Origin of the sequence: Acinetobacter sp. neg1, from assembly GCF_000788125.1 — a bacterium.
GTDB classification, from domain to species: domain Bacteria; phylum Pseudomonadota; class Gammaproteobacteria; order Pseudomonadales; family Moraxellaceae; genus Acinetobacter; species Acinetobacter vivianii.
In genome coordinates, this window is the sequence record NZ_JSZD01000020.1 from 181,331 (window position 1) to 205,118 (window position 23,788).

The 23,788-nt window shown below is 42.3% G+C and carries 23 protein-coding genes; 11 read left to right on the forward strand and 12 right to left on the reverse strand.

Annotated elements, in window-relative coordinates; all coding sequences use genetic code 11:
- Positions 1–21: 21 nt before the first annotated feature.
- The 9 genes from tssM to PJ15_RS15145 all read left to right on the forward strand — a co-directional run bounded on the left by tssM (position 22) and on the right by PJ15_RS15145 (position 10,226).
- Positions 22–3,831: a type VI secretion system membrane subunit TssM gene (gene tssM / locus PJ15_RS15105; RefSeq protein ID WP_047432195.1), complete on the forward strand. Its 3,810-nt coding sequence runs from the start codon at positions 22–24 to the stop codon at positions 3,829–3,831.
- Between the two features lie 37 nt (positions 3,832–3,868).
- The gene (gene tagF, locus PJ15_RS15110) at positions 3,869–4,828 is read left to right on the forward strand and encodes a type VI secretion system-associated protein TagF (RefSeq protein ID WP_005256630.1); all 960 of its coding nucleotides are present in this window, start codon (positions 3,869–3,871) and stop codon (positions 4,826–4,828) included.
- A 2-nt stretch (positions 4,829–4,830) separates the two neighbouring features.
- Positions 4,831–5,598 (forward strand): OmpA family protein, encoded by a 768-nt coding sequence (locus PJ15_RS15115; RefSeq protein WP_047432199.1) that lies wholly within the window; start codon positions 4,831–4,833, stop codon positions 5,596–5,598.
- 33 nt (positions 5,599–5,631) lie between these two features.
- Entirely contained in the window at positions 5,632–5,895 is a 264-nt protein-coding gene (locus PJ15_RS15120) for a PAAR domain-containing protein (protein WP_004771208.1), read from the forward strand.
- 228 nt (positions 5,896–6,123) lie between these two features.
- The gene (locus tag PJ15_RS15125) at positions 6,124–6,489 is read left to right on the forward strand and encodes a hypothetical protein (protein ID WP_227504701.1); all 366 of its coding nucleotides are present in this window, start codon (positions 6,124–6,126) and stop codon (positions 6,487–6,489) included.
- Between the two features lie 54 nt (positions 6,490–6,543).
- Positions 6,544–6,948, forward strand: a complete 405-nt coding sequence (locus tag PJ15_RS15130) for an NF045616 family extracytoplasmic (lipo)protein (protein WP_047432204.1) — start codon at positions 6,544–6,546, stop codon at positions 6,946–6,948.
- A 1,193-nt stretch (positions 6,949–8,141) separates the two neighbouring features.
- On the forward strand, positions 8,142–8,912 hold the full coding sequence (gene modA / locus PJ15_RS15135; protein ID WP_047432207.1) for a molybdate ABC transporter substrate-binding protein: 771 nt from the start codon (positions 8,142–8,144) through the stop codon (positions 8,910–8,912).
- A 4-nt stretch (positions 8,913–8,916) separates the two neighbouring features.
- Positions 8,917–9,612: a molybdate ABC transporter permease subunit gene (gene modB / locus PJ15_RS15140; protein WP_047432209.1), complete on the forward strand. Its 696-nt coding sequence runs from the start codon at positions 8,917–8,919 to the stop codon at positions 9,610–9,612.
- Positions 9,609–10,226, forward strand: coding sequence for an ATP-binding cassette domain-containing protein (locus PJ15_RS15145; RefSeq protein ID WP_047432211.1), 618 nt, complete (start codon positions 9,609–9,611; stop codon positions 10,224–10,226). The genes modB and PJ15_RS15145 overlap by 4 nt, the downstream gene beginning before the upstream one ends.
- Here the strand turns inward: PJ15_RS15145 and PJ15_RS15150 are convergent.
- Positions 10,221–10,487 carry a metal/formaldehyde-sensitive transcriptional repressor gene (locus tag PJ15_RS15150; protein ID WP_005256644.1) on the reverse strand — a complete coding sequence of 89 codons (267 nt, stop codon included), beginning with the start codon at positions 10,485–10,487 and terminating at the stop codon, positions 10,221–10,223. The genes PJ15_RS15145 and PJ15_RS15150 overlap by 6 nt on opposite strands.
- Before the next feature lie 56 nt (positions 10,488–10,543).
- Between PJ15_RS15150 and dmeF the strand changes: the two genes are divergently transcribed.
- Positions 10,544–11,497 carry a CDF family Co(II)/Ni(II) efflux transporter DmeF gene (gene dmeF / locus PJ15_RS15155; protein WP_047432213.1) on the forward strand — a complete coding sequence of 318 codons (954 nt, stop codon included), beginning with the start codon at positions 10,544–10,546 and terminating at the stop codon, positions 11,495–11,497.
- Positions 11,498–11,539: 42 nt separating this feature from the next.
- On the opposite strand, the gene chrA is transcribed toward dmeF, so the two are convergent.
- From chrA to PJ15_RS15190, 7 genes are all read right to left on the reverse strand, one after another.
- Positions 11,540–12,883 (reverse strand): chromate efflux transporter, encoded by a 1,344-nt coding sequence (gene chrA / locus PJ15_RS15160; RefSeq protein WP_047432215.1) that lies wholly within the window; start codon positions 12,881–12,883, stop codon positions 11,540–11,542.
- Between the two features lie 142 nt (positions 12,884–13,025).
- Positions 13,026–13,310, reverse strand: coding sequence for a DUF971 domain-containing protein (locus PJ15_RS15165; protein ID WP_004771223.1), 285 nt, complete (start codon positions 13,308–13,310; stop codon positions 13,026–13,028).
- Positions 13,300–14,292, reverse strand: coding sequence for a HEAT repeat domain-containing protein (locus tag PJ15_RS15170; RefSeq protein ID WP_047432217.1), 993 nt, complete (start codon positions 14,290–14,292; stop codon positions 13,300–13,302). Before PJ15_RS15170 ends, PJ15_RS15165 begins: the two co-directional genes overlap by 11 nt.
- 57 nt (positions 14,293–14,349) lie before the next feature.
- On the reverse strand, positions 14,350–14,595 hold the full coding sequence (locus tag PJ15_RS15175) for a ferredoxin family protein (RefSeq protein ID WP_004771227.1): 246 nt from the start codon (positions 14,593–14,595) through the stop codon (positions 14,350–14,352).
- 10 nt (positions 14,596–14,605) lie between these two features.
- Entirely contained in the window at positions 14,606–16,345 is a 1,740-nt protein-coding gene (locus PJ15_RS15180) for a fumarate reductase/succinate dehydrogenase flavoprotein subunit (protein WP_047432219.1), read from the reverse strand.
- Between the two features lie 44 nt (positions 16,346–16,389).
- Complete coding sequence (locus PJ15_RS15185; protein WP_047432222.1) at positions 16,390–17,142, reverse strand: GntR family transcriptional regulator; 753 nt, start codon at positions 17,140–17,142, stop codon at positions 16,390–16,392.
- Between the two features lie 256 nt (positions 17,143–17,398).
- Positions 17,399–18,343 (reverse strand): LysR family transcriptional regulator, encoded by a 945-nt coding sequence (locus PJ15_RS15190; RefSeq protein WP_047432225.1) that lies wholly within the window; start codon positions 18,341–18,343, stop codon positions 17,399–17,401.
- 94 nt (positions 18,344–18,437) lie between these two features.
- Here PJ15_RS15190 and PJ15_RS15195 point away from each other — a divergent pair, with 94 nt between their 5' ends.
- On the forward strand, positions 18,438–19,079 hold the full coding sequence (locus tag PJ15_RS15195) for a LysE family translocator (protein ID WP_047432228.1): 642 nt from the start codon (positions 18,438–18,440) through the stop codon (positions 19,077–19,079).
- A 44-nt stretch (positions 19,080–19,123) separates the two neighbouring features.
- Here PJ15_RS15195 and PJ15_RS15200 read toward each other — a convergent pair whose 3' ends face one another.
- The 4 genes from PJ15_RS15200 to PJ15_RS15215 all read right to left on the reverse strand — a co-directional run bounded on the left by PJ15_RS15200 (position 19,124) and on the right by PJ15_RS15215 (position 23,687).
- Positions 19,124–21,076: a family 2A encapsulin nanocompartment cargo protein cysteine desulfurase gene (locus PJ15_RS15200; RefSeq protein WP_047432231.1), complete on the reverse strand. Its 1,953-nt coding sequence runs from the start codon at positions 21,074–21,076 to the stop codon at positions 19,124–19,126.
- The gene (locus PJ15_RS15205; RefSeq protein WP_005256665.1) at positions 21,051–21,983 is read right to left on the reverse strand and encodes a family 2A encapsulin nanocompartment shell protein; all 933 of its coding nucleotides are present in this window, start codon (positions 21,981–21,983) and stop codon (positions 21,051–21,053) included. Before PJ15_RS15205 ends, PJ15_RS15200 begins: the two co-directional genes overlap by 26 nt.
- A gap of 200 nt (positions 21,984–22,183) precedes the next feature.
- Positions 22,184–23,122: a serine O-acetyltransferase EpsC gene (gene epsC / locus PJ15_RS15210; RefSeq protein WP_047432234.1), complete on the reverse strand. Its 939-nt coding sequence runs from the start codon at positions 23,120–23,122 to the stop codon at positions 22,184–22,186.
- A gap of 55 nt (positions 23,123–23,177) precedes the next feature.
- The gene (locus PJ15_RS15215) at positions 23,178–23,687 is read right to left on the reverse strand and encodes a rhodanese-like domain-containing protein (RefSeq protein WP_047432236.1); all 510 of its coding nucleotides are present in this window, start codon (positions 23,685–23,687) and stop codon (positions 23,178–23,180) included.
- Between the last annotated feature and the right edge of the window lie 101 nt (positions 23,688–23,788).

Here is a 23,788-nt window from a genome sequence, read left to right on the forward strand (position 1 = left end):
TATTAAGAATTTGAGAACTCAATGTATACCATTTTAGGTTATCTGTGGCAGTACATCACTAATCCTAAGGCAATCATTGCTTTGTCCTTATTTGTGGCGCTTATTTCTTCATATTCGTCGATTCCGCGTCATATCTTCTGGGCGCTGGCGGCGACTTATGCTTTTGGCCTGATTGTGTATGGAATTTACTGGTTGATCCAGCGAAAACGCCATGCGGAACAAGGTGAGGAACTTGCCAATGCGATTGAGCAGGACAGCAAGGCTGAATACGGACAACAAAAAGATAAAGCCGAACTACAGCTAATCCAGCAGCAGATGAAAGAATCGATCCAGTTGATTCGCAAATCTAAACTGGGCGATAAAAAGGGCAATGCCGCTTTATACGAATTGCCTTGGTATATGGTGATTGGTAACCCAGCCGCAGGTAAGAGTTCGGCAATTTATAATTCTGGATTAAAGTTCCCATTTGAAGAAACCCATCAAAAGATGGTGTCAGCTGGGTTGAGCGGTACACGTAACTGTGACTGGTTCTTCTCAACAGAAGGGATCTTGCTCGATACCGCAGGCCGTTATTCGGTGTACTCGGAAGATCATTCTGAATGGTTGGGTTTCTTAAATATCTTGAAGAAGAACCGTTCTAAGGCACCTGTGAATGGTCTGATCGTGATTGTCAGTATTGCTGAATTGATCAGCCAAAGTCCTGAAAACTCATTGAAACTAGCCAAGAATTTACGTGCCCGTATTCAGGATTTAACCGAGCGACTTGAAGTTGTTGTTCCTGTTTATCTAGTGTTCTCTAAAATGGACTTGATTGCAGGTTTTACGGAGTTCTTCGATTGTTATGAATCACAGGAATACAATCAGGCTTGGGGCGCAACGCTGCCGTATGAGCAAAACTCATCTCAGAATGCCGTCGAATTATTCGAAAAACATTACAGCATTCTTTACGATGGTCTCAAAAGCGTCAGCACCACGCATTTAAGTCGTCGTCATTCGCAAAATATTTCTCCAAGTGTGATGACATTCCCACTGGAATTTAAAACCTTAAAACCTGCATTAAAAAGCTTTATCGGCACTTTGTTTGAAGATAACCCGTATCAGTTCCAACCTGTGTTCCGTGGTTTTTATTTCACTAGTGCTTTGCAGGAAGGCATTATTGAAAGTCCAATGACGGAAAATATTGCACAAGAGTTCCAGCTTCAGCAGATTCAGGCCAATGGTCAGGAGGGCGTGAGTCCATCTCTTGCACCAAATCACGGCTATTTCTTACAAGGTCTATTCTCCAATGTTATTTTGCGAGATAAGGACTTGGTCAAACAGCATATTAATCCTGCGAAAAAGCGTCAGCGCTATATTGGGTTTATTGCAGCACTGGTGGGCGTTTCACTGGTCTTGGGTGTATGGGTGTGGTCATATCGCAATAACCAGCAATTGATTGCAGATGTGCAGGCCGATTTAGATAAAGTGGTGCATTTGGAAAAAGCCTCAGGTCAACAGCTTTCAACCCAGCTTGAAGCTTTACTGATCTTGCAGGAACGCTTGCAACAGCTGGATGAGTTCAACGATCATCGTCCACTCAAATTCAGCTTTGGTTTGTACCAAGGCAATCAGTTGCGTGAGAGCTTAAAAGCAGAATACTTAAAAGGGATCAAGCAGATTGTTCTGACGCCGACCCAACAAAATATTGCTCAGTATCTGCAACGTGTAAAAAATAATGAAGCAACCCTGAAAGCCAACCACGTTAATGTGGAAATCAAACAGGTTGCCAAGACTCAACAATATCTGGAGCCTTCGGACAGTAATCCGCAAGATGCTTATAATGCATTAAAAGCCTACTTAATGATGAGCAATCCAGAATATATGGATAGCAGTCATTTAAGTGATCAAGTATCGCGTTTCTGGCGTTCTTGGCTAGATGCCAACCGTGGTCAGATGCCGCGTGGTGAAATGATTCAGGATGCGGAAAAAATTCTTTCTTATGCCATGACATTGGCAAATCAGGAAGGTTTCCCTGTGCTTGAAACAGACGCGCAAGTGGTTGATCAAACACGTCAGGTACTCTTGTCAGTCATTCGCGGCATGCCAGCACGTGATCGTGTTTATAACGAAATCAAGATGCGTGCAGCAGTCCGTTTCCCTGCGGTGACAGTGGGACAGATCGTCGGTGAGCAAAACCGTTCAATTGTATTGGGCAGCTATGCATTACCAGGTGTGTTTACACAAAAAGCATGGGATGAATATGTTGAAAAAGCGATTGATGAAGCTGCGAATAAACCAACAGACAGTAAAGACTGGGTGTTGAATAGCCGTCAATCTGATGATTTAACCTTCTCTGGTAGCCCAGAGCAGATTCGTAAACAACTGGTTGCATTGTATAAGCAGGAATATGTGACGGAATGGAAGAAGTTTCTGAGCGGTATTTATTATGCCAAAGCCGATCAGTTTAGCCAGCAAGTCAAAACCATTGATATCTTGGGTGAACCACAGAACTCACCAATCCGTACGTTATTGCAGCGTATTGCTATCGAGACCAACTGGGATAATCCGATTGTACAGGCTGAGCTTGCTGTACCTGAAAAAGGTTTTGTGGCTTGGTTCAAGCGAAAAGTATTGAACAACTCGGATGACAAAGCGGCTGCCCAAGCGGTGAATAAAGCGCAGGGTGCGATTTCTCAAGAGTACCAGATGTTCTATCAACTGGTGCGTAAGCGCGATGATTTACAAGATAAATCTCTGTTTGATGAATACATGAATAATCTTGCGCAAGTACGCAGCAAGTTCAATGATCTGAAAACAGCAGGCGAGATTGGCCCAAGCGCGATGGCCTTGGTGAAACAAACCATCAATGACCAAACTTCAGTTTTCAACATCACCCAAAAATATGTGGATGAGAAAATGATGGTAGGTCTTAAAGATACCGATCAGCAGTTATTGCAAAAGCTGTTGATGGGACCGTTGACACAATCATTTGCCAGCTTGATTGCACCGACACAAGATGAGTTAAACAAATTGTGGGGCATTCAGGCGTATCAACCATTCAAAACCAATTTGAGCCAGAAGTATCCATTTAACTCAAGTGTGACTTTGCAAGCAACCAGTAATGAAATTGGTCAGATCTTTGGTGAAACAGGTAGCATTGCACGCTTTGTCAAAGAAGCCTTAGATCCATTTGTGATTCGCCGTGGCTATGTGTTGACTTCTAAAACCTGGAAAGACTTGGGCATTAGTCTGAACCCGCAATTTGTGATGGCGTTCCAGCAATATGTCGCACCAATTAATGGTATGGCAACTGGTAGTCTGGATCAGCCAGCCGCTGCACCTGTGTCAAATCAGTCGAACTTCCAGTTCTATCCATTACCAAATCCACAGTACTTGTCGTACACCATTGATATCGATGGTCAGCGTATGGTGTTTGAAAATGGCATTCAGCAATGGGTGAACTTCGTATGGCCAAATCAGGGGGCGATTCCAGGTGCACGCATTACAGCAGTGGATCTTGAAGGCAAGACCCATACCATTTTCGAAGAACCAGGTGAATATGGGATTAACCGTTTGATCGATGCAGCACAGCGTAAAGAGCAAAATGGTAGCTTTGAAATGACATGGACCAGCAAAGCTGAACCATCGTTAACCTTAAAAGTGAACTTCCGCCTGATTAGTGGTAATAGCTCAGGCAATATCGGCTCAAGCCGTGGTTATGCTGGCCTGCAACTGGTAGATAAAGTGGTGACAGAGAAAGCGGTACGTGTGGTTTCTGCGCAGGCAACACCTGCGGGTGCTGCACCTAAACCACAACCAGCTGCACCTGCTCAGCCAGGGGTAACACCGTAATGTTAGGGACAATCACGGAACATCAGGAGGTGCTGGGATGCAACAAGTAAAGACGACACCTTTGTATTACGGAAAGACACCCGCGCGTGGTGACTTTCTAAAATCCAAAGGACAATATGCGTTGATTCAGGTGCTTGATCAATGGATCACAGAAGCACTTGAACATGCCATGCGTGCGCCTGACTTCAAACAACGTTATGAGTCTTTGCCTGCCTTGGATTTCTTTATCGCCAATCCTGCTGAGCCGATGTTTCTGGCCGCCAACCTGATTGCCAGTCAGGACAGCTCAGGGCGAGCATTTCCGATGGTGTTAAGCCAGCTACTGGAAGTCGAACAACCGTATCAGAATCTTTTGCTGGCGCCGTATTATTACAAGTCGGTATTGGTTGATCTGTTTCAGCGTAATCGGGTATTACGCAGTATCCGTGATACCAATATCATGCTGGAAAAGCTGAATAATCTGCCAAACACGGTTCAGTTATTTACGCCGACCGAATGTAATGGTTTCTATGAAAACCACACCATGCACTCATTTGCGCAATTGATGAAGATCAATGTCTATGAACTTGCGCAAAGCATGATTGGTCTGGGGCTATTACTGCAACCGATTTTAAAGAATGGCACCAGTCGCTTAAACAAGGTATTGATCCTGCCGATCAATAATCATATGTATTGCTATGAAATTGCTGCCTTTTGGGTGGGTATGATTGGACGATTCTTAGGAATTAACAACACCGAAATCCTGATTGGTATCTTGCATCGTGAGGAACCAATTCTATTTATTGGTTTTCAGGGCGCAGACATCATGGCATTGAGCGATATCTTTACCCAGAATATGCAGAGTGAACACTGGGTTTCATTGATTCAGGCGCAATGGATCGATGCTTATCTGGAGCAAAATGCTGGCCTTGCTACACTCGAACAATCACTTTGTCAGCGTCAGATGAGCCTTAACCAAGGCTTAAAGCTATTTCGACAAACTTTTTTAGATGAATAAATATGAGAAATAATTCGAAATCTTTATGGGCTGGTTTGGTCTTTGGTTTAACCATCTTCGGCCAGAGTGCAGTGCTGAATGCGGCTCCAATCGTCGTGGAAGGTGTGGTGCCGAATGATGCCAGCAAACAGGCAATACTGGTCAAGATGCAGTCTGTTTATGGTGCAGATCAAGTGGTCGATAAAATACAAGTTCGTCCAGTTTCAGCGCCAAATGGATGGAGTGATTCCGTAACTCGTGTAATTACACCTGACTTGAAAAAGGTCAAACAGGGGCAATTGCGCGTGAGAGGAACACAGGTTGAATTAACGGGAAAAATGACCGATCCTAATGATATTCAGCCGACTACCAATAATTTTCAGGCTTTAGTCCAGCAACCTTATCGTTTTAATGCACAGCTTTCTGTGAATCAGGCTGAGCAAAAAATTATCGATGATGCACTTAAGAATCGAATCATTGAATTTGAATCAGGCAGTGCAATCCTGACCGCGGCAGGGCAACAGATTCTCGATGAAATGGCGGTAGCTTTAAACAAGGTTGGCGGCAAGAAAGTCAAAATTATTGGACATACCGATAGCTCTGGTGATGCCAATAAAAATACGGTGTTAAGTCAGCAGCGTGCTGCAGCGGTACAAAGTTATCTGGTCGGTAAAAGTATTGCTGCCGACCGTTTGAGTACGGAAGGTAAGGGTTCTAGCCAACCCGTTGCTGATAATACAACAGCAGATGGACGTCGTAAAAACCGTCGAATTGAATTTGAAGTGCTTTAACCGTTTAAATACCTACATGCGAGGGATGTGATTATGGCAACACCCTATATTGTTGTTGGTTGTCCAACCACGGGCGGTGGACAAGTCATTAGTGGAAACAGTAGCTTTTTGATTGAGGGTATTCCGATTGCCTGTGTGGGCGACAAGGCGACCTGTCCAAAGCATAAAACGGTTGCTACGATTGTGGCGGGTGACCCAAATATGCAGGTGATGGGCAAAGCAGCAGCACGCGTGAATGATCCTTTATCATGTGGTTGCAAGTTGTTGCCGAAGCAGAGTTTGGCGGTTAGAGGCTAAAAGTTTTAAAGCTCTTTGATTTCACAACGGGCTTTAATTTCTACTATAACTTAAGAAATTGGTTGAATCATTAACATTGATATAACAGGTAAAAGCCTCTATTGGGGTTTCCGAGAAAGTAGTTAGTTGCTTGAATTTTTTATTTTTTCGAATGAGACTTATATTGTTTTGAAACGGGCTTCTATGATCTTGTTATTGACTTTTCTTTGGGGTTGCAAAGAAAAGTAAGTGGAAGATTTTAAGTATGAATTTTATGGTAGTAAGATTTGTGCTTTAAAAACAAGTGATATGAGAGCCGCTAATGAGTTTGGGCTATTAAATAGTTCATTTAAGTATAAAGAAAATATTTTTGATGAAAAACTATCAGTTTATATATATGGCGAAAGTTTAAAAAATTTATCTAATAAACAAAGTAAGTATTTTTTCTGTTTTGACCCATTGAAAGTAAAATATAATGGTTTAGAAACACAAATTAGACTAGAGATTAAAAAAGGTAAATATTTGAGACAGTATGAATTTATAAATTATTCATGCTTGTTTGGACGTGATTCTAAGTTGAATTTGTCGAAAAATGAAATTGTTAAATGTAAATAAAGTGGGAAGGGTTATGAGTGGTAGTAAATATTGATTGTCTTTTAGATTTTAAATATGAATAAATATCCTTTATTTATTTTTATTTTTCTTGCATATTTAACTGGATGTAATCCTCAAAGTAAGGGTCTTGAGGTAAAACTTAATCAGGGTGATTTATGCGTATTTACGAATAATCCTAAAACCGATTATGGTATCGATAATACCTTCCTTATTTACTTAGGAAGGATAGATTACTCTAAAGATTTTAAAAGTACTTATGAAAAGCTATACAGCAATACCCTTCTGCCTATAGACGAAAAAAATTGCATTGCAATACCATTAAACGAAATTGAACGTAATATTGCTTATGAAATTGTTTTAGATACAAATAAAAGCGTTCATACAAGTATTTGTGTTATGGATAAAGGTAATAAGCTAGAGGTTAAATATCTTGAGCAAGGGAAATCCACTTGTAATTAATTTATAATGTATCTAACTAATTTTTTAATTGGTTTGTTAAATAAATAGAATTTATCATAAAAGTATTTTTCTGGAGGATAATGGCCGGATAGATATAAAATATATTGACTCAGCTAAAGAAATTTGTGGGTGTTTTTTTAATAGTAGCAAATTATTTATTTACTGATTAATTTAATGAAACACGCATTAAGTAATATATAAGCGTAATTGATAAAGATATAAGAGGCTTAATTAATTTATCAAGAGTTAAAATTTAAAAGGACTATTATGAGTTATTTGAAGTTTTTTATATTTTCAATTGTTTTTTTATTGTCAGCTTGTACTAGGCAGACAATATATTTAGTACCAAGTGCTGAAGGATATTTATATAATGCTATCACAAAAGAACCTTTGCGAAATCTTGAAGGATATGCAAGCTATGCTTCTGGAAATGATACTTATAATTTTGTAAAACAAATAATGTTGGGAAATTTAAAACTAAACCTATTATATATACTTATCGTATAAGTAAGCCTGATTATAGAAATTGGAATCAATCGTTAAGTATATTTATTGATTTTCCAAATTATGAACCAGTTATATTTCAGATTGATGAATTTGTACAAGACCAAAATGCGATCAATCCAAATAAGGAAACTACAGTTAATATTGGGAAAGTTTATCTTAATCCAAAATGAATTGTAATTTATTTTGGGTTTTCTCTATTGGGTTAATTTAATAATTTGTTTACAGTAAGGGGTAGATTCTGTTTCTGATTGGAGTATTTGAATGTTTTTCTCAATAAAGTTGGATAAATGGTGAGTCTAGTTTTCATTGCTATAATAAATTTGATATAGGTATCATTTATTTAGATGCAGAGTAATAGCCTACTCGGCTTTATTTTTGTTAGAAGGATGTTAGAAATATATAATGAAAAAATCTATATCTTTTTCGGCATCATTCCTAAGATAACAACTCCTGTTATCCACTCAAGATAGACGACGTCTATTCAGCATCATTAACTTGATGTTTGAATAGACGTTTTTTTGTTTTTGCATCTAAAAATACTGATCACAACACATACCGTTCGATGCTTGATGACGTTACAAACAGATGAATGAATAAGAAGAACAAGACTGGCGAATTGTTATTTTTAGTGTATCTTTATTAAGCGATATATTTTTGAAAACATATCGAAATTTGAGGACAGAATAATGTCAATAACGATGAAAAAGACCTATCAATACTGTGCAGTTTTAGCCACCAGTTTATTCATCCAAACGCATGCGTTTGCGGGGAATACCCTCACTGTTTACGCAGCGGCCAGTTTGACCAATGCAGTGAATGAACTTGAGACCCTGTATGAGCAGAAGAATAAAACTGAAGTCAAAACCTCATATGCAGGTTCCTCAACCTTAGCCAAACAGATTGAAGCAGGCGCGCCAGCAGATGTATTTATCTCGGCTGATGTACAATGGATGGATTATTTACAGAATAAACAGTTGGTTGTGCCAACAGATCGCATCAATTTATTAGGCAATCGTTTAGTGGTGATTACGCCCAAGGATCGCCCGATTAAATTAAAAATGGATAAAAGTGTTGATCCTACCAAAGCCATTCAAGGCAAGCTTTGTACAGGTGATACCAAAAGTGTGCCTGTAGGGAAATATACAAAACAGGCTTTAACCTCTCTCGGTTGGTGGGGGAAACTTGAACCACGACTGGTTGAAACCGAAGATGTGCGTGCTGCGTTGAACTTTGTCGCACGTGGTGAATGTCAGGTTGGGATCGTTTACGCGACAGATGCTGCGATCAGCAAAGATGTCGTAGTTGCAGGAATTTTTCCTGAGAATACCCATCCACCGATTATCTATCCTGTGGGTCTGATCAAGAAAAATGCGGATTCAGTCAAATTCTATAAGTTTTTGCAAAGTGGGCAGGCAAAGGCAGTATTTAAAAAATATGGTTTTAGTGTGTTGCAGTAACTGAATGATGATCTTGAGTCCTGAAGAAATCGAAGTGTTAAAGCTGTCATGCAAAGTGGCGGCAGCGTGTTTGCTGTTTAGCCTTATTCCGGCAACGCTGGTTGCTTGGGTTTTGGCTCGTAAAGAATTTTGGGGTAAATCACTGTTCGAAACGCTGGTGTATTTACCTTTGGTTTTACCACCTGTCGTTCCGGGTTATTTATTACTGCAATTGTTTGGTAATCGAGGATTGCTTGGACAATATCTTGCGCCACTTGGTTTGGAGTTTGCCTTTAATTGGAAGGGCGCGGTATTGGCCTCCGCAGTGATGGGTTTTCCATTGTTAGTGCAATCGATCCGACTAGCAATTGAACTGGTCGATCAGCGCTTGGAAATGGCTGCGAAGACTTTGGGTGCTTCTTCCTTTGGCGCATTTGTACAGGTGACATTACCGCTGGCCAGTAGCGGGATTTTGGTGGGCGGGATTTTATGTTTTTGCCGAAGTTTAGGTGAGTTTGGAGCAACGATTACTTTTGTGGGGAATATTGCGGGTGAAACCCGTACTTTACCTTTGGCAATGTATAGTCTGATGCAACAACCTGATACTGAAGCAGCATTGTGGCGATTAATTATTTTGTCATTGTCGGTAGCGTTCTTCGCCTTGTGGTTTGCCCAGTGGTTTAACCGTTACCAGAAAAATAAGCGGGGTCATTCAGCATGATTGATTGTCATATCCAACTGCAACAAGGGCAATTTTGTCTGGATCAACGCTTTCAATCTGATCAGCCTGTAATCGGCTTATTTGGAGCTTCTGGCTCAGGAAAAACTACGATTTTACACAGCATTGCGGGTTTAATTCGGCCGCATTCTGGCTGGATTCGAGTTCAGGATCAGACATGGTTTGATCAAGTTCAGAAAGTTAATCTCAGCACACAACAGCGTCGGGTCGGGCTCGTCTTTCAGGATGCACAGTTATTTCCGCATAAAAATGTTAAACAAAACCTGTTATTTGGTTTCAAACACATTGCACCACAGCAACGTCAGTTTGAACTGGACTATATGATTGAGCTGCTCAAATTGGGACATTTGACTGAACGTATGCCAATTAAGCTGTCAGGGGGAGAAAAACAACGGGTGGCTTTGGGACGTGCCTTGTTGTACTCACCACAATTACTGCTTTTAGATGAACCACTTTCTGCGCTGGACACGGCACATAAAGCAGAGATCATTCCTTTTTTTCAACGTGTGAAAGAGGAAGTGAAAATACCGATGCTCTATGTCAGTCATGATCGGTCTGAAATCGAACAACTTACCGATGAAATCTGGCACTTATAAATAGCGTTGTAACAATGCAAGAAACTGCTGAACTTCCTCATCATTAACGTGATCAGCATCTTTAAGTACATGCTCTTTTAAATGCTGTTCAATCAGTTGATTCATTAGGCCATTCACGGCACCTTTAACTGCAGCGACTTGTTGCAAAACTTCGATACAGGAACTTTCAGGACTTGAAAGTGACTTTTCAACGGCATTGAGCTGTCCTTGAATCCGTTTAACCCGATTTAAAATTTTTTTATCATGATGCAGATGAGCCATACTTTTTTTCCTAAAAAATATATACTGGGGTGGAGTATATTGGAAGCCTAGAATAAATGCAGCATACTAACCTAGAACGACGTCATTCTCATCAGTTTGATCAAGGAAATCCATTAGCACAAAAAAGAATTTTAATCGCAACGATTTTGACCGCCATAATGATGGTACTGGAAATTCTAGGCGGCTGGTTTTTTAATTCCATGGCTTTACTTGCCGATGGCTGGCATATGAGTTCACACATGCTGGCGCTGGGACTGGCCTATTTTGCTTATCGTATGGCGCGACATTATGCACAGGATCAGCGCTTTAGTTTTGGCACATGGAAAATTGAAATTCTGGCAGGTTATAGCAGTGCCATTTTATTGATGGTCGTGGCCTTTTTGATGGGCATACAGTCTCTAGAACGTTTATTTAACCCAGTGACTATTCATTTTAATGAAGCGATTCCAATTGCAATAGTGGGTCTCGTTGTCAACTTAATTTGTGCATGGTTATTACATGATGGCGGTCACGATGATCACCATCACCATCACCATCACCATTCGCATAACCATGATCATGAAGTGCATCATCATGGACATGACCATCATGATTTAAACCAAAAAGCAGCATTCCTGCATGTGGTCGCTGATGCGGTGACTTCAGTTCTGGCGATTATTGCTTTATTTGCGGCCAAGTATTTTGGCTGGAATTTTCTGGATGCTTTGCTCGGAATCGTTGGGGCATTGCTGGTTGCAAAATGGTCTTGGGGATTGATGCAGGAAACTGGAAAAACTTTACTGGATGCAGAAATGGGGCATCCCGTTGTCGAAGAAATTAAAGAAGTTATTGCACAGTTTCCACAGGTCGAAATCACGGATTTACATGTATGGAAGGTTGGGAAAGGGAAATTCTCTTGTATTCTAGGATTGGAAACCGCACTGGCTGATCTGACTCCTGATCAGGTTAAAGCTGGATTAGCGATTCATGAGGAAATCGTGCATGCCTCTATCGAAATCCATCATATTTAATACTGCAAGCATCGAGTAGATAACTCTACTCGATGCTTTGAATTAAGCTCCGATATATAAAATGAGGCCGCAAAAGGCTGAGGCAAAAATCACATACAGGACATTGAGCTGAAATTTAAATAAGGCAATCAGTGCACCTACTGTAATCAAGGCTGCTTCGTAATTAAAAGCATGATCAAAACCCTTTGGCCATAACACATGATAGCTAAAGAACAAGGCCAGATTTAAAATAACGCCAACTACGGCCGCCGTAATCGCAGTGAGCGGAGCAGTAAATTTCAGTTCATTATGGGTCGATTCAATAATGGGCGCGCCCGCTAGAATAAAGACAAAGGAAAATAAAAAGGTAAACCAAGTGACAATCACAGCACCTATTGCACCTGCTAAAAATAGCTGATGATTGCCCAATAATGCATGATTATAAGCCCCCAAGAAACCTACGAAAGCCACCACCATAATTAGTGGACCCGGGGTACTTTCGCCGAGTGCCAAACCATCAATCATTTGGGTCGGGCTGAGCCATCCATAATGATTGACTGCACCTTGATAGACATAGGGCAGAACCGCATAAGCACCGCCAAAAGTAAGTAAGGCTGCTTTGGTGAAGAACCATGCCATTTGCGTATAGCCATGTTGCCAACCAAGACTTAGGGTTAAAAGCGTGATTGGAATCAGCCAGAGCAAGGCTGCGATGACCACGATTTTTATCAGGTTTGACCAGCGAAAAATGGCATGTGCTGGTGTCGGCGTATCATCATCAATCAGTGCTGTGCCATAGTTTTTTTGGCTATTTTGATGAGAGGTTTGATGGGTAAATAAATCTGGTTTTTTCTTACTCAGCACATAGCCTGCAAGCGCGGCAGCCAATACGATCAAAGGAAAAGGAATATTAAAAACAAAAATGGCAACAAAGGCCGCGGCTGCAATTAACCAAAGAAATGAATTTTTGAGCGTTCGGCTGCCTATGCGGTAAGTTGCATGAAATACAATGGCAGTAACCGCAGGTTTGATCCCATAAAACAGTCCTGCAATGATGGGCACGTCTCCAAATTGTACGTAAATCCATGACAGTGCAATCAGGATGAATAAAGAGGGCAGCACAAATAGAATTCCTGCAATCAAACCGCCTGTGGTTCGATGCATGAGCCAGCCGATATAAGTCGCGAGTTGTTGGGCTTCGGGGCCGGGGAGTAACATGCAGTAATTCAACGCATGTAAGAATCTTTTTTCAGAAATCCAGCGTTTTTGTTCCACCAGTTCCTGATGCATCACTGCAATTTGCCCAGCAGGGCCACCAAAGCTAATAAATCCTAATTTTAACCAGAACAGAAAAGCTTGCCAGAAAGGGACTGATTGAGTTGGGGGTACAGCATCCAGTGGTGGCATGGGAATTTCCAAAGTGTTTTATTTTTATCCTTGTATGATAAAGGATTATTACAATTGAGCTTAGCTATTTTAGTGGCTTAATAATTCAAAATAATGAAAACACGCGGTCTATAGATCGATTTCTTCACTTTCAATATGGATCTCAGCTACTCAATTCCTTTAAAAAAGCCCAAGGGAAAATCCCTTTATCATGTCCATCATCAAAGCAAATTTGAATCCCATACCCTTGAGAATAGATAGCTGAGATGGCAACACGATCTGGATATTCAATCTCTCGTTGCTGTAGGCGCTTGGCTCGGCAAAAACCACAAGGGCAACTGGCTCTGAGATGAGCATGGCTAAAATCCTTTGCTGTACCATCTTCCCAAAAGAGAAACAGACGTTGTTGTTCGATATCCACTTTAAGTTGACTAGGTTCAAGCGGCATTAAATTTCTCCTGAATGAGTGCCAGTCCAATACGAATCGATTTACGGACTTCGGGATCAGGATCTTCGGCATGCTGTAATAAAATATGCTGAGCTGATTCTCCGCCTATTTCCCCTAAGGCAATCGCGACTTCTTTACGTAAATTGCTGATGTCATGCTGGAAATTTTCTTGTAATTTGGTAATCGCTGCTTTGGATTTGAGTAAACCCAAACTACGGCTCACAGCAATGCGGACTTGCCAATAAGTATCGTCGAGTTGCTGTAAAAGTGCTTGTTCTAATTCAACCACTTTTAATTTTCCGATGGTCAAGGCGGCCTCAACTCGAAGTTGCCATGCCTCAGCGATCAGAGAACTGTGTAAGGCAGATACAATTTCGGGCGTGAGCATTTGGCTGGCTGCCAAAGCACCTGTCGCAATACGACGAATTTCGATATCCACATCATGCTGTGCGATCTGTGCCAGTGTTGCCAAGCTATCCTGTTTCTGCAACCAGCTCAAGGTGCTGACCGCTTCTTTACGGACTAAAGGATTGGCATGCTCAGCATGTTTAAGAATGGCATCAAATAACGATTCAGCGCGCAACTCTTTAAGCGCTCTCAAGATAGAAGCAATCACAAAGTCATCAGGATGCTGCAAATAGGTAGCCAGATGATGGGCAGATTCAGCATGTTTGATTTCACTAAGACTTTGCGCTGCTGCGGTACGTACATTTTCATGTTGATCACTCAACGCTTGAGCCAAAGTATGTAAAGAGGTTGCATCTTCCCAACCCTCTAAACGGGTGGCTGCCAATTCACGTACTTTACTGGCGGGGTCATGTAAAACGGCATGCTGTAACCAAGGTAATAATGCCGTTTGTTCTTCATCGGCAATATTCATCAGTGCGACAAAGCGGATATTTTCATCGTCCTGATTCAGTTGAAAGAGATAATCCGCATAATCTTCATCAAGATCTGCAAGGTTTGGATAATTTAGACTCATCTTTATTCTCCCCAAATCAGACTATTTGCCAAGTTATTAAATCTCATGCTGTTCCCCTTATTTAAGTAAATATGGAATGTTGACCTGAATGGCATCGGTCGGGCAGTCCTTCTCGCATGGCATGCAATACCAACATTCATCAAACTGCATATAGGCTTTGTTGCTGTCTGGATGAATCGCCAATAAGTCCATCGGGCAAACATCCACACAGACGGTACAGCCTTTATCCGCAATACATTTGTCTTCATCTACCAATACGGGTGCGGCCGTACGATGTGAAATTTCTTTAAAAATAAATGCCATGTGATATTCCTTATTTGGTTGTTTCAGCCACTAATTTTTTATTAATCCGCAACAGGTTGTATGAATTAGCCTCATCTTCATCAATTGGAATCAGGTAGGGCTCAACCGCTTTTTTAAAGCTGACCATAGCGCCGTGCTGATCTTTTTTGAGATGGGCATGACAGAACCATTCCCGATCATTCTTTTCTGGGCAATCTGCGCGATAGTGATATAGGCCCCAACGGCTTTCTTCGCGGAATAGCGAAGCACGTGCCGCCATTTCGGCACAGTCGCGAATTACGGCAACTTCGGCAGCACGCATCAATTCATGTGGGTGGTTGGCATTGATTTGCCCAATATCAGTTTTAATTTCTTCAAAGCGTTTTAACGCAATCTCAATTTTTTGTCGGGTTTTCGGTGGCTGTAAATAATCATTCACCATACGGCGTAACTTGTATTCCACTTGTTCCGATGACAACCCTTCTGGACGGTGTAATGGGGCAAAAATACGGGCTTTTTCGGCTTCAATTTCATCCGTATTCAGTTCTGAATCTGTCTGTTCTGCAACATATTCAGCGGCATTGACCCCAGCAAACCAGCCATAGGTAAAGGCGCCAAGCATATAGTTATGCGGAACGGCCGCCATATCGCCTGCGCTATATAAACCTTTCACCGAGGTTTCCGCTTTTTCATTGACCCAAACCCCAGATGCACTGTGCCCACTACAGAAGCCAATTTCTGAAATCTGCATTTCCACCATATCCTGACGGTAATCTGTGCTACGTCCTTCATGAAAACGACCACGGCTTGGACGTTCATTGGTATGTAGAATCTCTTCAATGGTTTGAATGGTTTCTTCCGCCAGATGATCCATTTTTAGGAACACAGGGCCATTGCCACTTTGCAGTTCCTGATAAAATTCCCACATCATTTGGCCTGACCAGTAGTCACATTCGATAAAGCGCTCACCTTTGCTATTGGCGGTATAACCACCCAAAGGCCCCGTCACATAGGCGCAGGCAGGGCCGTTATAATCTTTGATCAGTGGATTGATCTGGAAACATTCCAGATTGGAAAGTTCAGCCCCCGCATGGTAAGCCATGGCATAACCATCACCCGCATTGGTTGGGTTTTCATAAGTTCCCATGAGATAGCCAGATGCAGGCAAGCCCAAACGTCCAGCGGCTCCACAACATAAAATCGCAGCCTTGGTTTTGATTACATAGAAATCACCATTACGACAGTCAAAACCCAGTACCCCGTTGATGGCGCCTTCTGCATTTTTCAGCAGGCGAGTGGTGACGATACGGTTATTAATTTTGACCTGAGCGCGTTTCAGTTGGCGATACAGAACTTTTTTAATGTCATGGCCTTCAGGCATTGGCAGCACATAAGCGCCCATGTGATGGACTTTTTTGACCGCATATTCACCCGTTTCATCCTTTTCAAATTTCACCCCCCATTGATCCAGCTGTTGAATGGTGGTGAAACTATGTTTGGCATAGGCATAAACCGTGGCCTGATTGACGATGCCATCATTGGCAATGGTAATTTCCTTAGTATATTGCTCAGGCGTGGCATAGCCCGGAATCACGGCATTATTCAAGCCATCCATGCCCATTGAGATTGCGCCGCTGCGTTTCACATTGGCTTTTTCAATTAATAAAACTCTCAGGTTGGGGTTGGCTGTTTTGGCTTTAATGGCTGCCATTGGGCCAGCCGTCCCCCCACCGATGACGACAATGTCATAGTCCAGTGTAATCGTATTCATGTTGTGCCTTTTTGAGTGCGTTTTAATTCACAAAGTAATGGTGCTTAGGTATTTCGCTTTCGATCTACTCTTAAACGGTATTGGAAGCGCTCTCCTGAAAAATAGAGATATTCGAAATCAATAGGATGTCCTGCATGATCGTGAGTCAGCCGCTCCACTCTTAATAGCGGTGCATGGAGATCGACTTGCAAAAGTTCACTGAGTTCTTCGTCAGCAAGTGTGGCATCAATATTTAAATCGGCATGTCCTAAGGCAATCGATAAATCCTCTTCAATCGCTAAAAACACATCGCGAGTGGAGAGATTGATCTGTTGCAAAGCTGTTCCAATCGCTTCGGGTAAATAAGTCAGTTCAAATGAAACGGGCTTACGATTGAGCAAACGAATCCGTTTGATTTCCACCACCGTGCTGTTGACTGAAATTTTTAATTTCGAGGCAATGTGCGGTGTGGCTGGAATAAAGCGGAATTCTTTGACTACGTTAAAGACCTCGTGTCCCAGATCGGTCATAGCTTCGGCAAAGCCTTGTAACTCGGAAATATTCTGAAAGCTTTTCGGTGCGCTAACGAAAGTGCCTTTGCCTTGAATTTTGTAAATCAAGTGTTCGAGTTGAAGTTGATTGAGTGCCTGACGAATGGTGATACGACTGACATTAAATAATTCGCTCAGTTCTTTTTCCGACGGTAACTGCTGATGAATCTGGTAAGTTCCATCGACAATCTGCTGGAGCAGGGCTTGATAGACTTGATCATACAATGGGCGTTCGCCGTTCACTTTATTTACAATCGCTTGGTTCATTGAACTTAAACTTGTTATAACAACTTGGTTGTTAGATTAGCGATTATCCAAAATGAAGAAAAATAACTTATGCAGCAAAAAATATCTGTTTTTGTGCATTACCTGATTGGTCGAATCAGAAATAAAGATGCTTTTTATTGTTTTATATATCTCTGGAGTTTATGGTTAAGTAATTAAAAAAATAAAACTATTGTTGTTTTATGGACTGCTGGTTTATTTGCTATTTTTGCTTCATTTATAAATGAAAGTGATCGTTTTAGCTTGGGGTACTTTGCTGAAAAAGGACGGGTTCAGCGGCTAATTTTTCAGCTAAATATTGAATGAAAACACTCAATTTCGGTGGAACGTGGCGGGTAGGTGGATAGAGTAACCATGCGCCACCGCTGTAATGGGTTTTAAAATGCCAATCAGGTAAGACCTGAACCAGTGTGCCTTGTTCCAAAGCATGACGTGCCACGAAGTACGGCAAACTGGCAATGCCTAAGTGTTGTAAAGCGGCACTGAGGCGCACCCCAGTATGATTGGCAGCATAACGACCACGCACCGCAACGGTAATAGATTTCTGTTCCTGCTGGAATTTCCATTTCGAATCATTGGGTTGTTCGCCCAAATAGATACATTGATGCTGCTTTAAATCGTGGGGATGCTGGGGAATGCCATTTTTCTGCAAATATTCAGGTGTGGCACAAATCAAATGATCAATATCAATCAGTTTACGTCCCATCAATCCACCGGGCGGTTGTTCGGTAATACGAATTGCCAGATCTACACCGTCATCAATCAAGTCAATATAACGGTCTTCCAATAGCAACTGAATATCAATTTTTGGATATAAGGCCAAGAATTCAGGTAAGTGAGGATGCAGCATAAAATGCCCAACCGCCTTGGGCACACTGATCCGAATCACGCCTTGTGGTTCGATATGAAATTGTCCTGAACTTTCCATGACCGCTTGTGCTGCATTGACCAGATCCACACAGCGCTCATAGACCTGCTGACCACTTTCACTCAAGCGTAGTTTCCGTGTGGTGCGATGCAATAAGCGTGTACCCAGAGCACGCTCTAAACGTGCAATGGCACGACTGACCGCAGAAGGGGTGGAACCGAGCTGACGCGCCGTTTCAGAAAAGCTTTCCGTTTCGACAACTTTGACAAAGGTTGCCATTTCATTTAACAGAACCAGACTTTGATTTGTGCTCATGACGCAAAAGTTATTTGGATTTTGATTGGATTATCGCGCTTTAAAAATCGCAATACAATCTTTTTCCTGTAGTCATGATGTGGAGTTAAATGAAATGTGGCAGTTGTATGGACATGAGTTTCTGGCCTTGGCATTGATCCATTTTATGGCAGTTGTTTTACCGGGACCTGATTTTATTATTACGGTACGACAGAGTGTTCGATATGGCTATTTAATTGGTTGTATCACCGCGATTGGTATTGGTGTCGGCATCTCGGTACATGTGTTTTACACCTTGGTGGGGGTTGGCGTGCTGATCCAGCAAAGTGTCTGGTTAATGTCGTTACTACGCGTAGTGGGTGCCGCTTATTTGATTTACTTGGGCTGGCAATGTTTACGTAGTCAACCAAATACCAATCTGGATATTCTGGCAGGTGAGGTAATGGGTAAACCGAGCTTAATCCAAGCCTTTAACATGGGTTTCTTAACCAATGCGTTAAATCCGAAAGCGACCGTTTTCTTTTTGGCGATTTTTACCACCATTGTGAATCCCGCGACACCGTTGAAGGTTCAAATTGGTTATGGCATCTGGATGTGTTTAGTCAATGCACTATGGTTTATCTTGGTGAGTATCATGTTTTCACAACCGATTGTACGGAAACGCTTTTTAGAGTTTGGGGTGTATTTTGAACGCGTGATGGGAGTTATTCTTGGGGTCGTTGCAATACGATTAATCTGGAGCGTTGCATTTTCCTGAATATAAAAAGACTGCACTAAGGCAGTCTTTTTATTGGAGAGTGGTTAAGCACTGCGTTTGTTTCTGGTCAATTGATGCAAGACTGACACTAGCAAATCAATTTCTTCTGCGGTGTTATAAAAAGCCAAAGAGGGACGTACGGTCTGTTCCACACCAAAATGACGCAAGATTGGCTGAGCGCAATGATGTCCAGAACGCACTGCAATGCCATGCTGATTGAGTGCTTTCCCCACTTGCTCTGTCGAATAACCTGCAAGGGTAAAGGACATTACACTGGCTTTGTTTTTCGCCGTACCAATCGGTCTTAAGCCTGCAACCGTACTCAATGCATGCTGACCATATTCCAGCAAGTCATGTTCATAACGGGCAATATTATGAATGCCTAGGAGTTCCACATATTCCAGTGCTGCGCCTAAACCTACGGCATCGGCAATATTACCTGTCCCTGCTTCAAACTTATTGGGGGCGGGTTGGTAGACCACTTGTTCAAAACTCACATCCTGAATCATATTACCGCCGCCTTCCCACACAGGCATAGTCTCTAGGATTTCAGGCTTGGCATACACTGCACCAATACCTGTTGGCCCAAACACTTTATGTCCTGAGAATACAAAGAAGTCAGCATCAATCGCTTGGACATCAGTTGGCATATGCGAAACAGATTGAGCACCATCGACCAAGACGCGGACACCTTTGGCATGCGCGATTTTGATTACTTCAGCCACAGGGGTGACTGTACCTAAGGCGTTAGACACTTGGGTAATCGAGATCAGTTTAGTCCGTTCATTGATCAGTTTGGGTAGTTCTTCCAGAATGATTTGACCGGTATCATCCACTGGAATGACACGGAGCTTGGCACCGACTTTTTTAGTCAACTGGAACCACGGGACGATATTGGCGTGATGTTCAAGATGCGACACAATAATCTCATCACCCTCACCAATATTTTGTTCCCCCCATGTCTTGGCAATCAGGTTAATGCCTTCAGTCGTACCCCGAACAAAAATGATTTCTTTTGATGATTTTGCCCCAATAAAACGTGCCACCACATTACGAGCGTGTTCATAAGCATCAGTTGCACGTGCTGCTAGTTCATGTGCAGCACGGTGAATATTGGAATTTTCGTGCTGATAAAAATAGGCAATACGATCAATCACGCTTTGTGGTTTTTGTGTCGTTGCTGCATTGTCAAACCAGACCAAAGGACGACCATTGACGCGTTCTTGCAGAATGGGAAAGTCACGACGGATCGCTTGAATATCTAAGGGTTGAGCGGCATTGGCAACAAACTGTGGTTGAGAAGGTTGATAATTGCCATAACCCGCATTGTGTTGTGGCAGATCCAAGAAATAAAAGCCTGAAGAGGCGTTATTTTTTGCTTGAGCTGAGGTTTGAGCATCTTGCTGCAACAAGCTTTTCAGTGCATTTCCATGAGGCAATTGAAAGGATTGCGCCGCGGGAAAATTGGCAGCATCAAATTCAGAACTTGACGAAGTTGGTGCTGTAAAATCATTTAAAAAATAAAAGGGTGAAGTTTCACTGCTTGAAGGACGAGATGATTCAACCACAGGGACATTCGGCGCACTATGAATGGCCTGTGGAAAATTAGGTTCAATGGGTGGACGTGGTAAATTGGCTCCGCCCACGACTGGCGCAGAGGCGATCGCACGGCGTTCAGGATAGTCGGGATAATTCGGAATATGCTCCGGGTATTCAGGGTTTAAACTTTTTTCGAAAGCAATATTGGGCGCACGACCACTCAGCGCCGCTAAAGGTTCAGCGGGCTGGGGTTGATGTGGCGGCGTACCTACATTGGGTAAGTCCAGATTCAAACCAGAAGAATGTCCATTACCAGCACTTGGTCGGGCAGCAAAAAATTCAGAGGCAAGCCGTGAAAGTGTTGCTTCATCTGGGAAGTTGGACGGTGGGTGAACACCATCCACTTCAGACCCTGATGGACGACTGTTTAAATTACTTGTAGTTAACAGGGTAGTCATGATATTTGTCCACCTCCACATCTTCGAGCACAGCCAATGCATCCTCGGTCAATACTGCCAATGAGCAGTACAGAGAGATCAGATAAGATGCAATCGCATTGCGGTTGATGCCCATGAAGCGTACCGATAGGCCTGGGGATTGTTCACCTGCCAAGCCTGGCTGAAATAAGCCCACTACACCTTGACGTTTTTCACCTACACGCAATAATAATATTTTGGTTTTACCATCTTCCACAGGAATCTTATTCGATGGAATCAGGGGAACACCGCGCCATGTAATGAACTGCGAGCCAAATAAACTGACGGTTGGTGGTGGAACTCCTCGACGGGTACATTCACGACCGAAGGCCCCAATCGCATCTGGATGAGCGAGAAAGAAGCCCGGTTCTTTCCAGACTTTACGGAGTAAATCATCAAAGTCATCGGGTGTTGGTGGTCCATTTAATGTGGAGATCCGTTGTTCATCTGCGACACTTGCCAATAGACCGTATTCAGGATTATTGATCAATTCGCTTTCCTGACGTTCTTTAATGGTTTCAATGGTTAAGCGTAATTGTTCTTTAATCTGGTCATGCGGACTGCTATACAGATCAGCAACACGGGTATGAATATCTAAAACGGTTGAAACTCCATTCAAGAAATATTCACGGGGTTGCGGATCATAATCCACAAAAGTTTGTGGCAAAGTCGCTTCATCACGTTGTGTACAAGCCACTTGGATGTCATCTGTATTATTGACACGGTTAACGCGATAAATGCCTGCTTCGACAGGAATCCATTGCAATAAATGCGTGAGCCAACGCGGTGTAATGGTTGAAAGTTGTGGAACGGTCTTGGTGGCATTTGCAAGCTGTCTGGCTGCATGGTCCCCAAGCGCAAGTTGGACTTTGTCTGTGGTTTTTGCCATGAATCATTTTTCCTGTTGTTTTGGCTTTGTTAAAAATAATTAATTTTTAATGACGCATTTATTTAATGAAACAAAAGGGTTTTTTGAATACATATTTTAATAGGGAAATAATTGGTTATTTTTATCCAGTTAAAATATCAATATAAAATTTTATCGCGTTTCATATTTTCAAAATCATTTCACTTATTTATTTCATTTAATTAGACATTAATATTCTGTAAAGACTCACTTGGTGACTGTAGAATCTGACTGCCTGCTGCAACGTTATGGGTAAGCCATACATTCCCACCAATAATTGAACCTTTGCCGATGGTGATTCGACCCAAAATTGTTGCGCCTGCATAAATCACCACATGGTCTTCAACAATCGGATGACGGGCATAATCTTTCTTTAAAGCACCATCATCATTCAGTTCAAACCGTTTTGCTCCGAGTGTGACAGCCTGATAAATACGAACATATTCACCAATCACGGAAGTTTCTCCGATCACCACACCTGTGCCATGATCGATAAAGAAACCTTGGCCAATTTGCGCTCCCGGATGGATATCAATTCCAGTCTCTGAGTGTGCCAGTTCAGAAATAATTCGCGAAAGTAACGGTACGCTGTGATAGAGCTGATGGGCTACGCGGTGATGAATAATTGCCAAGATTCCTGGGTAACAGAGCAGCACCTCGTCGACGCTGTGCGCTGCAGGATCACCTTCATAGGCCGCACAGACATCTGCATCCAGTAAGCGACGAATAGTAGGTAGCGTATTGGCAAAGTCTTGTACGATGGTTTGTGCCAAAACCACTTGTTGTTCATAGAGCAGTCTGTCATTGCTGGAAACGGGAATCTGTTTGACCCGACTTTTAGCTTCATAATTTAAGGCCAGTTTGACTTGTACAAACAGTTCATTCAGGACACGATCAAGGGTATAAGCAATATAGTAATCTTCGGTTTCCTGACGCAGATCGCTTGGCCCCAGTCGCATTGGAAACAGGATGCCACATAAATCATCCAGAATAGATTTAAGTGCCTCCTTGGAGGGAAGCTCGCGGCCACCGAATTCTTTAATCCTGTGCTGGCGTTCGCGCCATTCATGGCGTGCTTGCTGTAAGCCCTCGATGACGGGCTTTATTTTCCATTGGCTCACGAGAATTCCTTAAAATAAATCTTACAAATCATCAATATGTATTTAAATAGCCGTCTTAATCTTGTAGCCAAGGAAGCTGATGGATACGCCAGCCATTACTTTGATTACGTTGCTGCTGATCATTTAAATCGCCTTCAAAGCCTTCCAGCACGTTATAAACCTGAGCAAAACCAGCGCTAAACGCGGCGGTTGCAGCCAAAGCGGAACGTTTCCCACTACGGCAGAGCAATAAGATGGTTTGGTCTTTTCCGACTTTGCTATCGAGTTCTTTGACAAAGCGGGGATTACGATTAAATGACGTGCCTGTTGCCCATGCAACATGAAGACTTTCAGGAACATAACCGACGAACTTACGTTCTTCTGCCGTGCGTACATCGACTAAAACCGCATGGCCGTTTTGAACCAAAAACCACGCTTCAGCAGGGGGAATACTCCCTGTAAAATCGAGTTCATTTTCTTCCGCATATTGTTGTGCACGCTGCAAGATGTCTTGTGGATCTGTCGAAAAACCGTGAGAACTGGCGGAAGATTCTACTGTTTGAGCAGAATCAAATTGAGCATTCATTTTTATAACCTTTATATTCATCAGCGGGATGATGTTTTTATCTTAGGCATGTTTTTATATTCAGGAAAATAATCAAAATTTATTTATATATCTACTTTTGA

What these genes read in the sequence shown, in the direction of transcription:
- tssM (WP_047432195.1), top strand. Translation starts at nt 22, where the DNA reads ATGTATACCATTTTAGGTTATCTGTGGCAGTACATCACTAATCCTAAG.
- tagF (WP_005256630.1), top strand. Translation starts at nt 3,869, where the DNA reads ATGCAACAAGTAAAGACGACACCTTTGTATTACGGAAAGACACCCGCG.
- PJ15_RS15115 (WP_047432199.1), top strand. Translation starts at nt 4,831, where the DNA reads ATGAGAAATAATTCGAAATCTTTATGGGCTGGTTTGGTCTTTGGTTTA.
- PJ15_RS15120 (WP_004771208.1), top strand. Translation starts at nt 5,632, where the DNA reads ATGGCAACACCCTATATTGTTGTTGGTTGTCCAACCACGGGCGGTGGA.
- PJ15_RS15130 (WP_047432204.1), top strand. Translation starts at nt 6,544, where the DNA reads ATGAATAAATATCCTTTATTTATTTTTATTTTTCTTGCATATTTAACT.
- modA (WP_047432207.1), top strand. Translation starts at nt 8,142, where the DNA reads ATGTCAATAACGATGAAAAAGACCTATCAATACTGTGCAGTTTTAGCC.
- modB (WP_047432209.1), top strand. Translation starts at nt 8,917, where the DNA reads ATGATGATCTTGAGTCCTGAAGAAATCGAAGTGTTAAAGCTGTCATGC.
- PJ15_RS15145 (WP_047432211.1), top strand. Translation starts at nt 9,609, where the DNA reads ATGATTGATTGTCATATCCAACTGCAACAAGGGCAATTTTGTCTGGAT.
- PJ15_RS15150 (WP_005256644.1), bottom strand. Translation starts at nt 10,487, where the DNA reads ATGGCTCATCTGCATCATGATAAAAAAATTTTAAATCGGGTTAAACGG.
- dmeF (WP_047432213.1), top strand. Translation starts at nt 10,544, where the DNA reads ATGCAGCATACTAACCTAGAACGACGTCATTCTCATCAGTTTGATCAA.
- chrA (WP_047432215.1), bottom strand. Translation starts at nt 12,883, where the DNA reads ATGCCACCACTGGATGCTGTACCCCCAACTCAATCAGTCCCTTTCTGG.
- PJ15_RS15165 (WP_004771223.1), bottom strand. Translation starts at nt 13,310, where the DNA reads ATGCCGCTTGAACCTAGTCAACTTAAAGTGGATATCGAACAACAACGT.
- PJ15_RS15170 (WP_047432217.1), bottom strand. Translation starts at nt 14,292, where the DNA reads ATGAGTCTAAATTATCCAAACCTTGCAGATCTTGATGAAGATTATGCG.
- PJ15_RS15175 (WP_004771227.1), bottom strand. Translation starts at nt 14,595, where the DNA reads ATGGCATTTATTTTTAAAGAAATTTCACATCGTACGGCCGCACCCGTA.
- PJ15_RS15180 (WP_047432219.1), bottom strand. Translation starts at nt 16,345, where the DNA reads ATGAATACGATTACACTGGACTATGACATTGTCGTCATCGGTGGGGGG.
- PJ15_RS15185 (WP_047432222.1), bottom strand. Translation starts at nt 17,142, where the DNA reads ATGAACCAAGCGATTGTAAATAAAGTGAACGGCGAACGCCCATTGTAT.
- PJ15_RS15190 (WP_047432225.1), bottom strand. Translation starts at nt 18,343, where the DNA reads ATGAGCACAAATCAAAGTCTGGTTCTGTTAAATGAAATGGCAACCTTT.
- PJ15_RS15195 (WP_047432228.1), top strand. Translation starts at nt 18,438, where the DNA reads ATGTGGCAGTTGTATGGACATGAGTTTCTGGCCTTGGCATTGATCCAT.
- PJ15_RS15200 (WP_047432231.1), bottom strand. Translation starts at nt 21,076, where the DNA reads ATGACTACCCTGTTAACTACAAGTAATTTAAACAGTCGTCCATCAGGG.
- PJ15_RS15205 (WP_005256665.1), bottom strand. Translation starts at nt 21,983, where the DNA reads ATGGCAAAAACCACAGACAAAGTCCAACTTGCGCTTGGGGACCATGCA.
- PJ15_RS15215 (WP_047432236.1), bottom strand. Translation starts at nt 23,687, where the DNA reads ATGAATGCTCAATTTGATTCTGCTCAAACAGTAGAATCTTCCGCCAGT.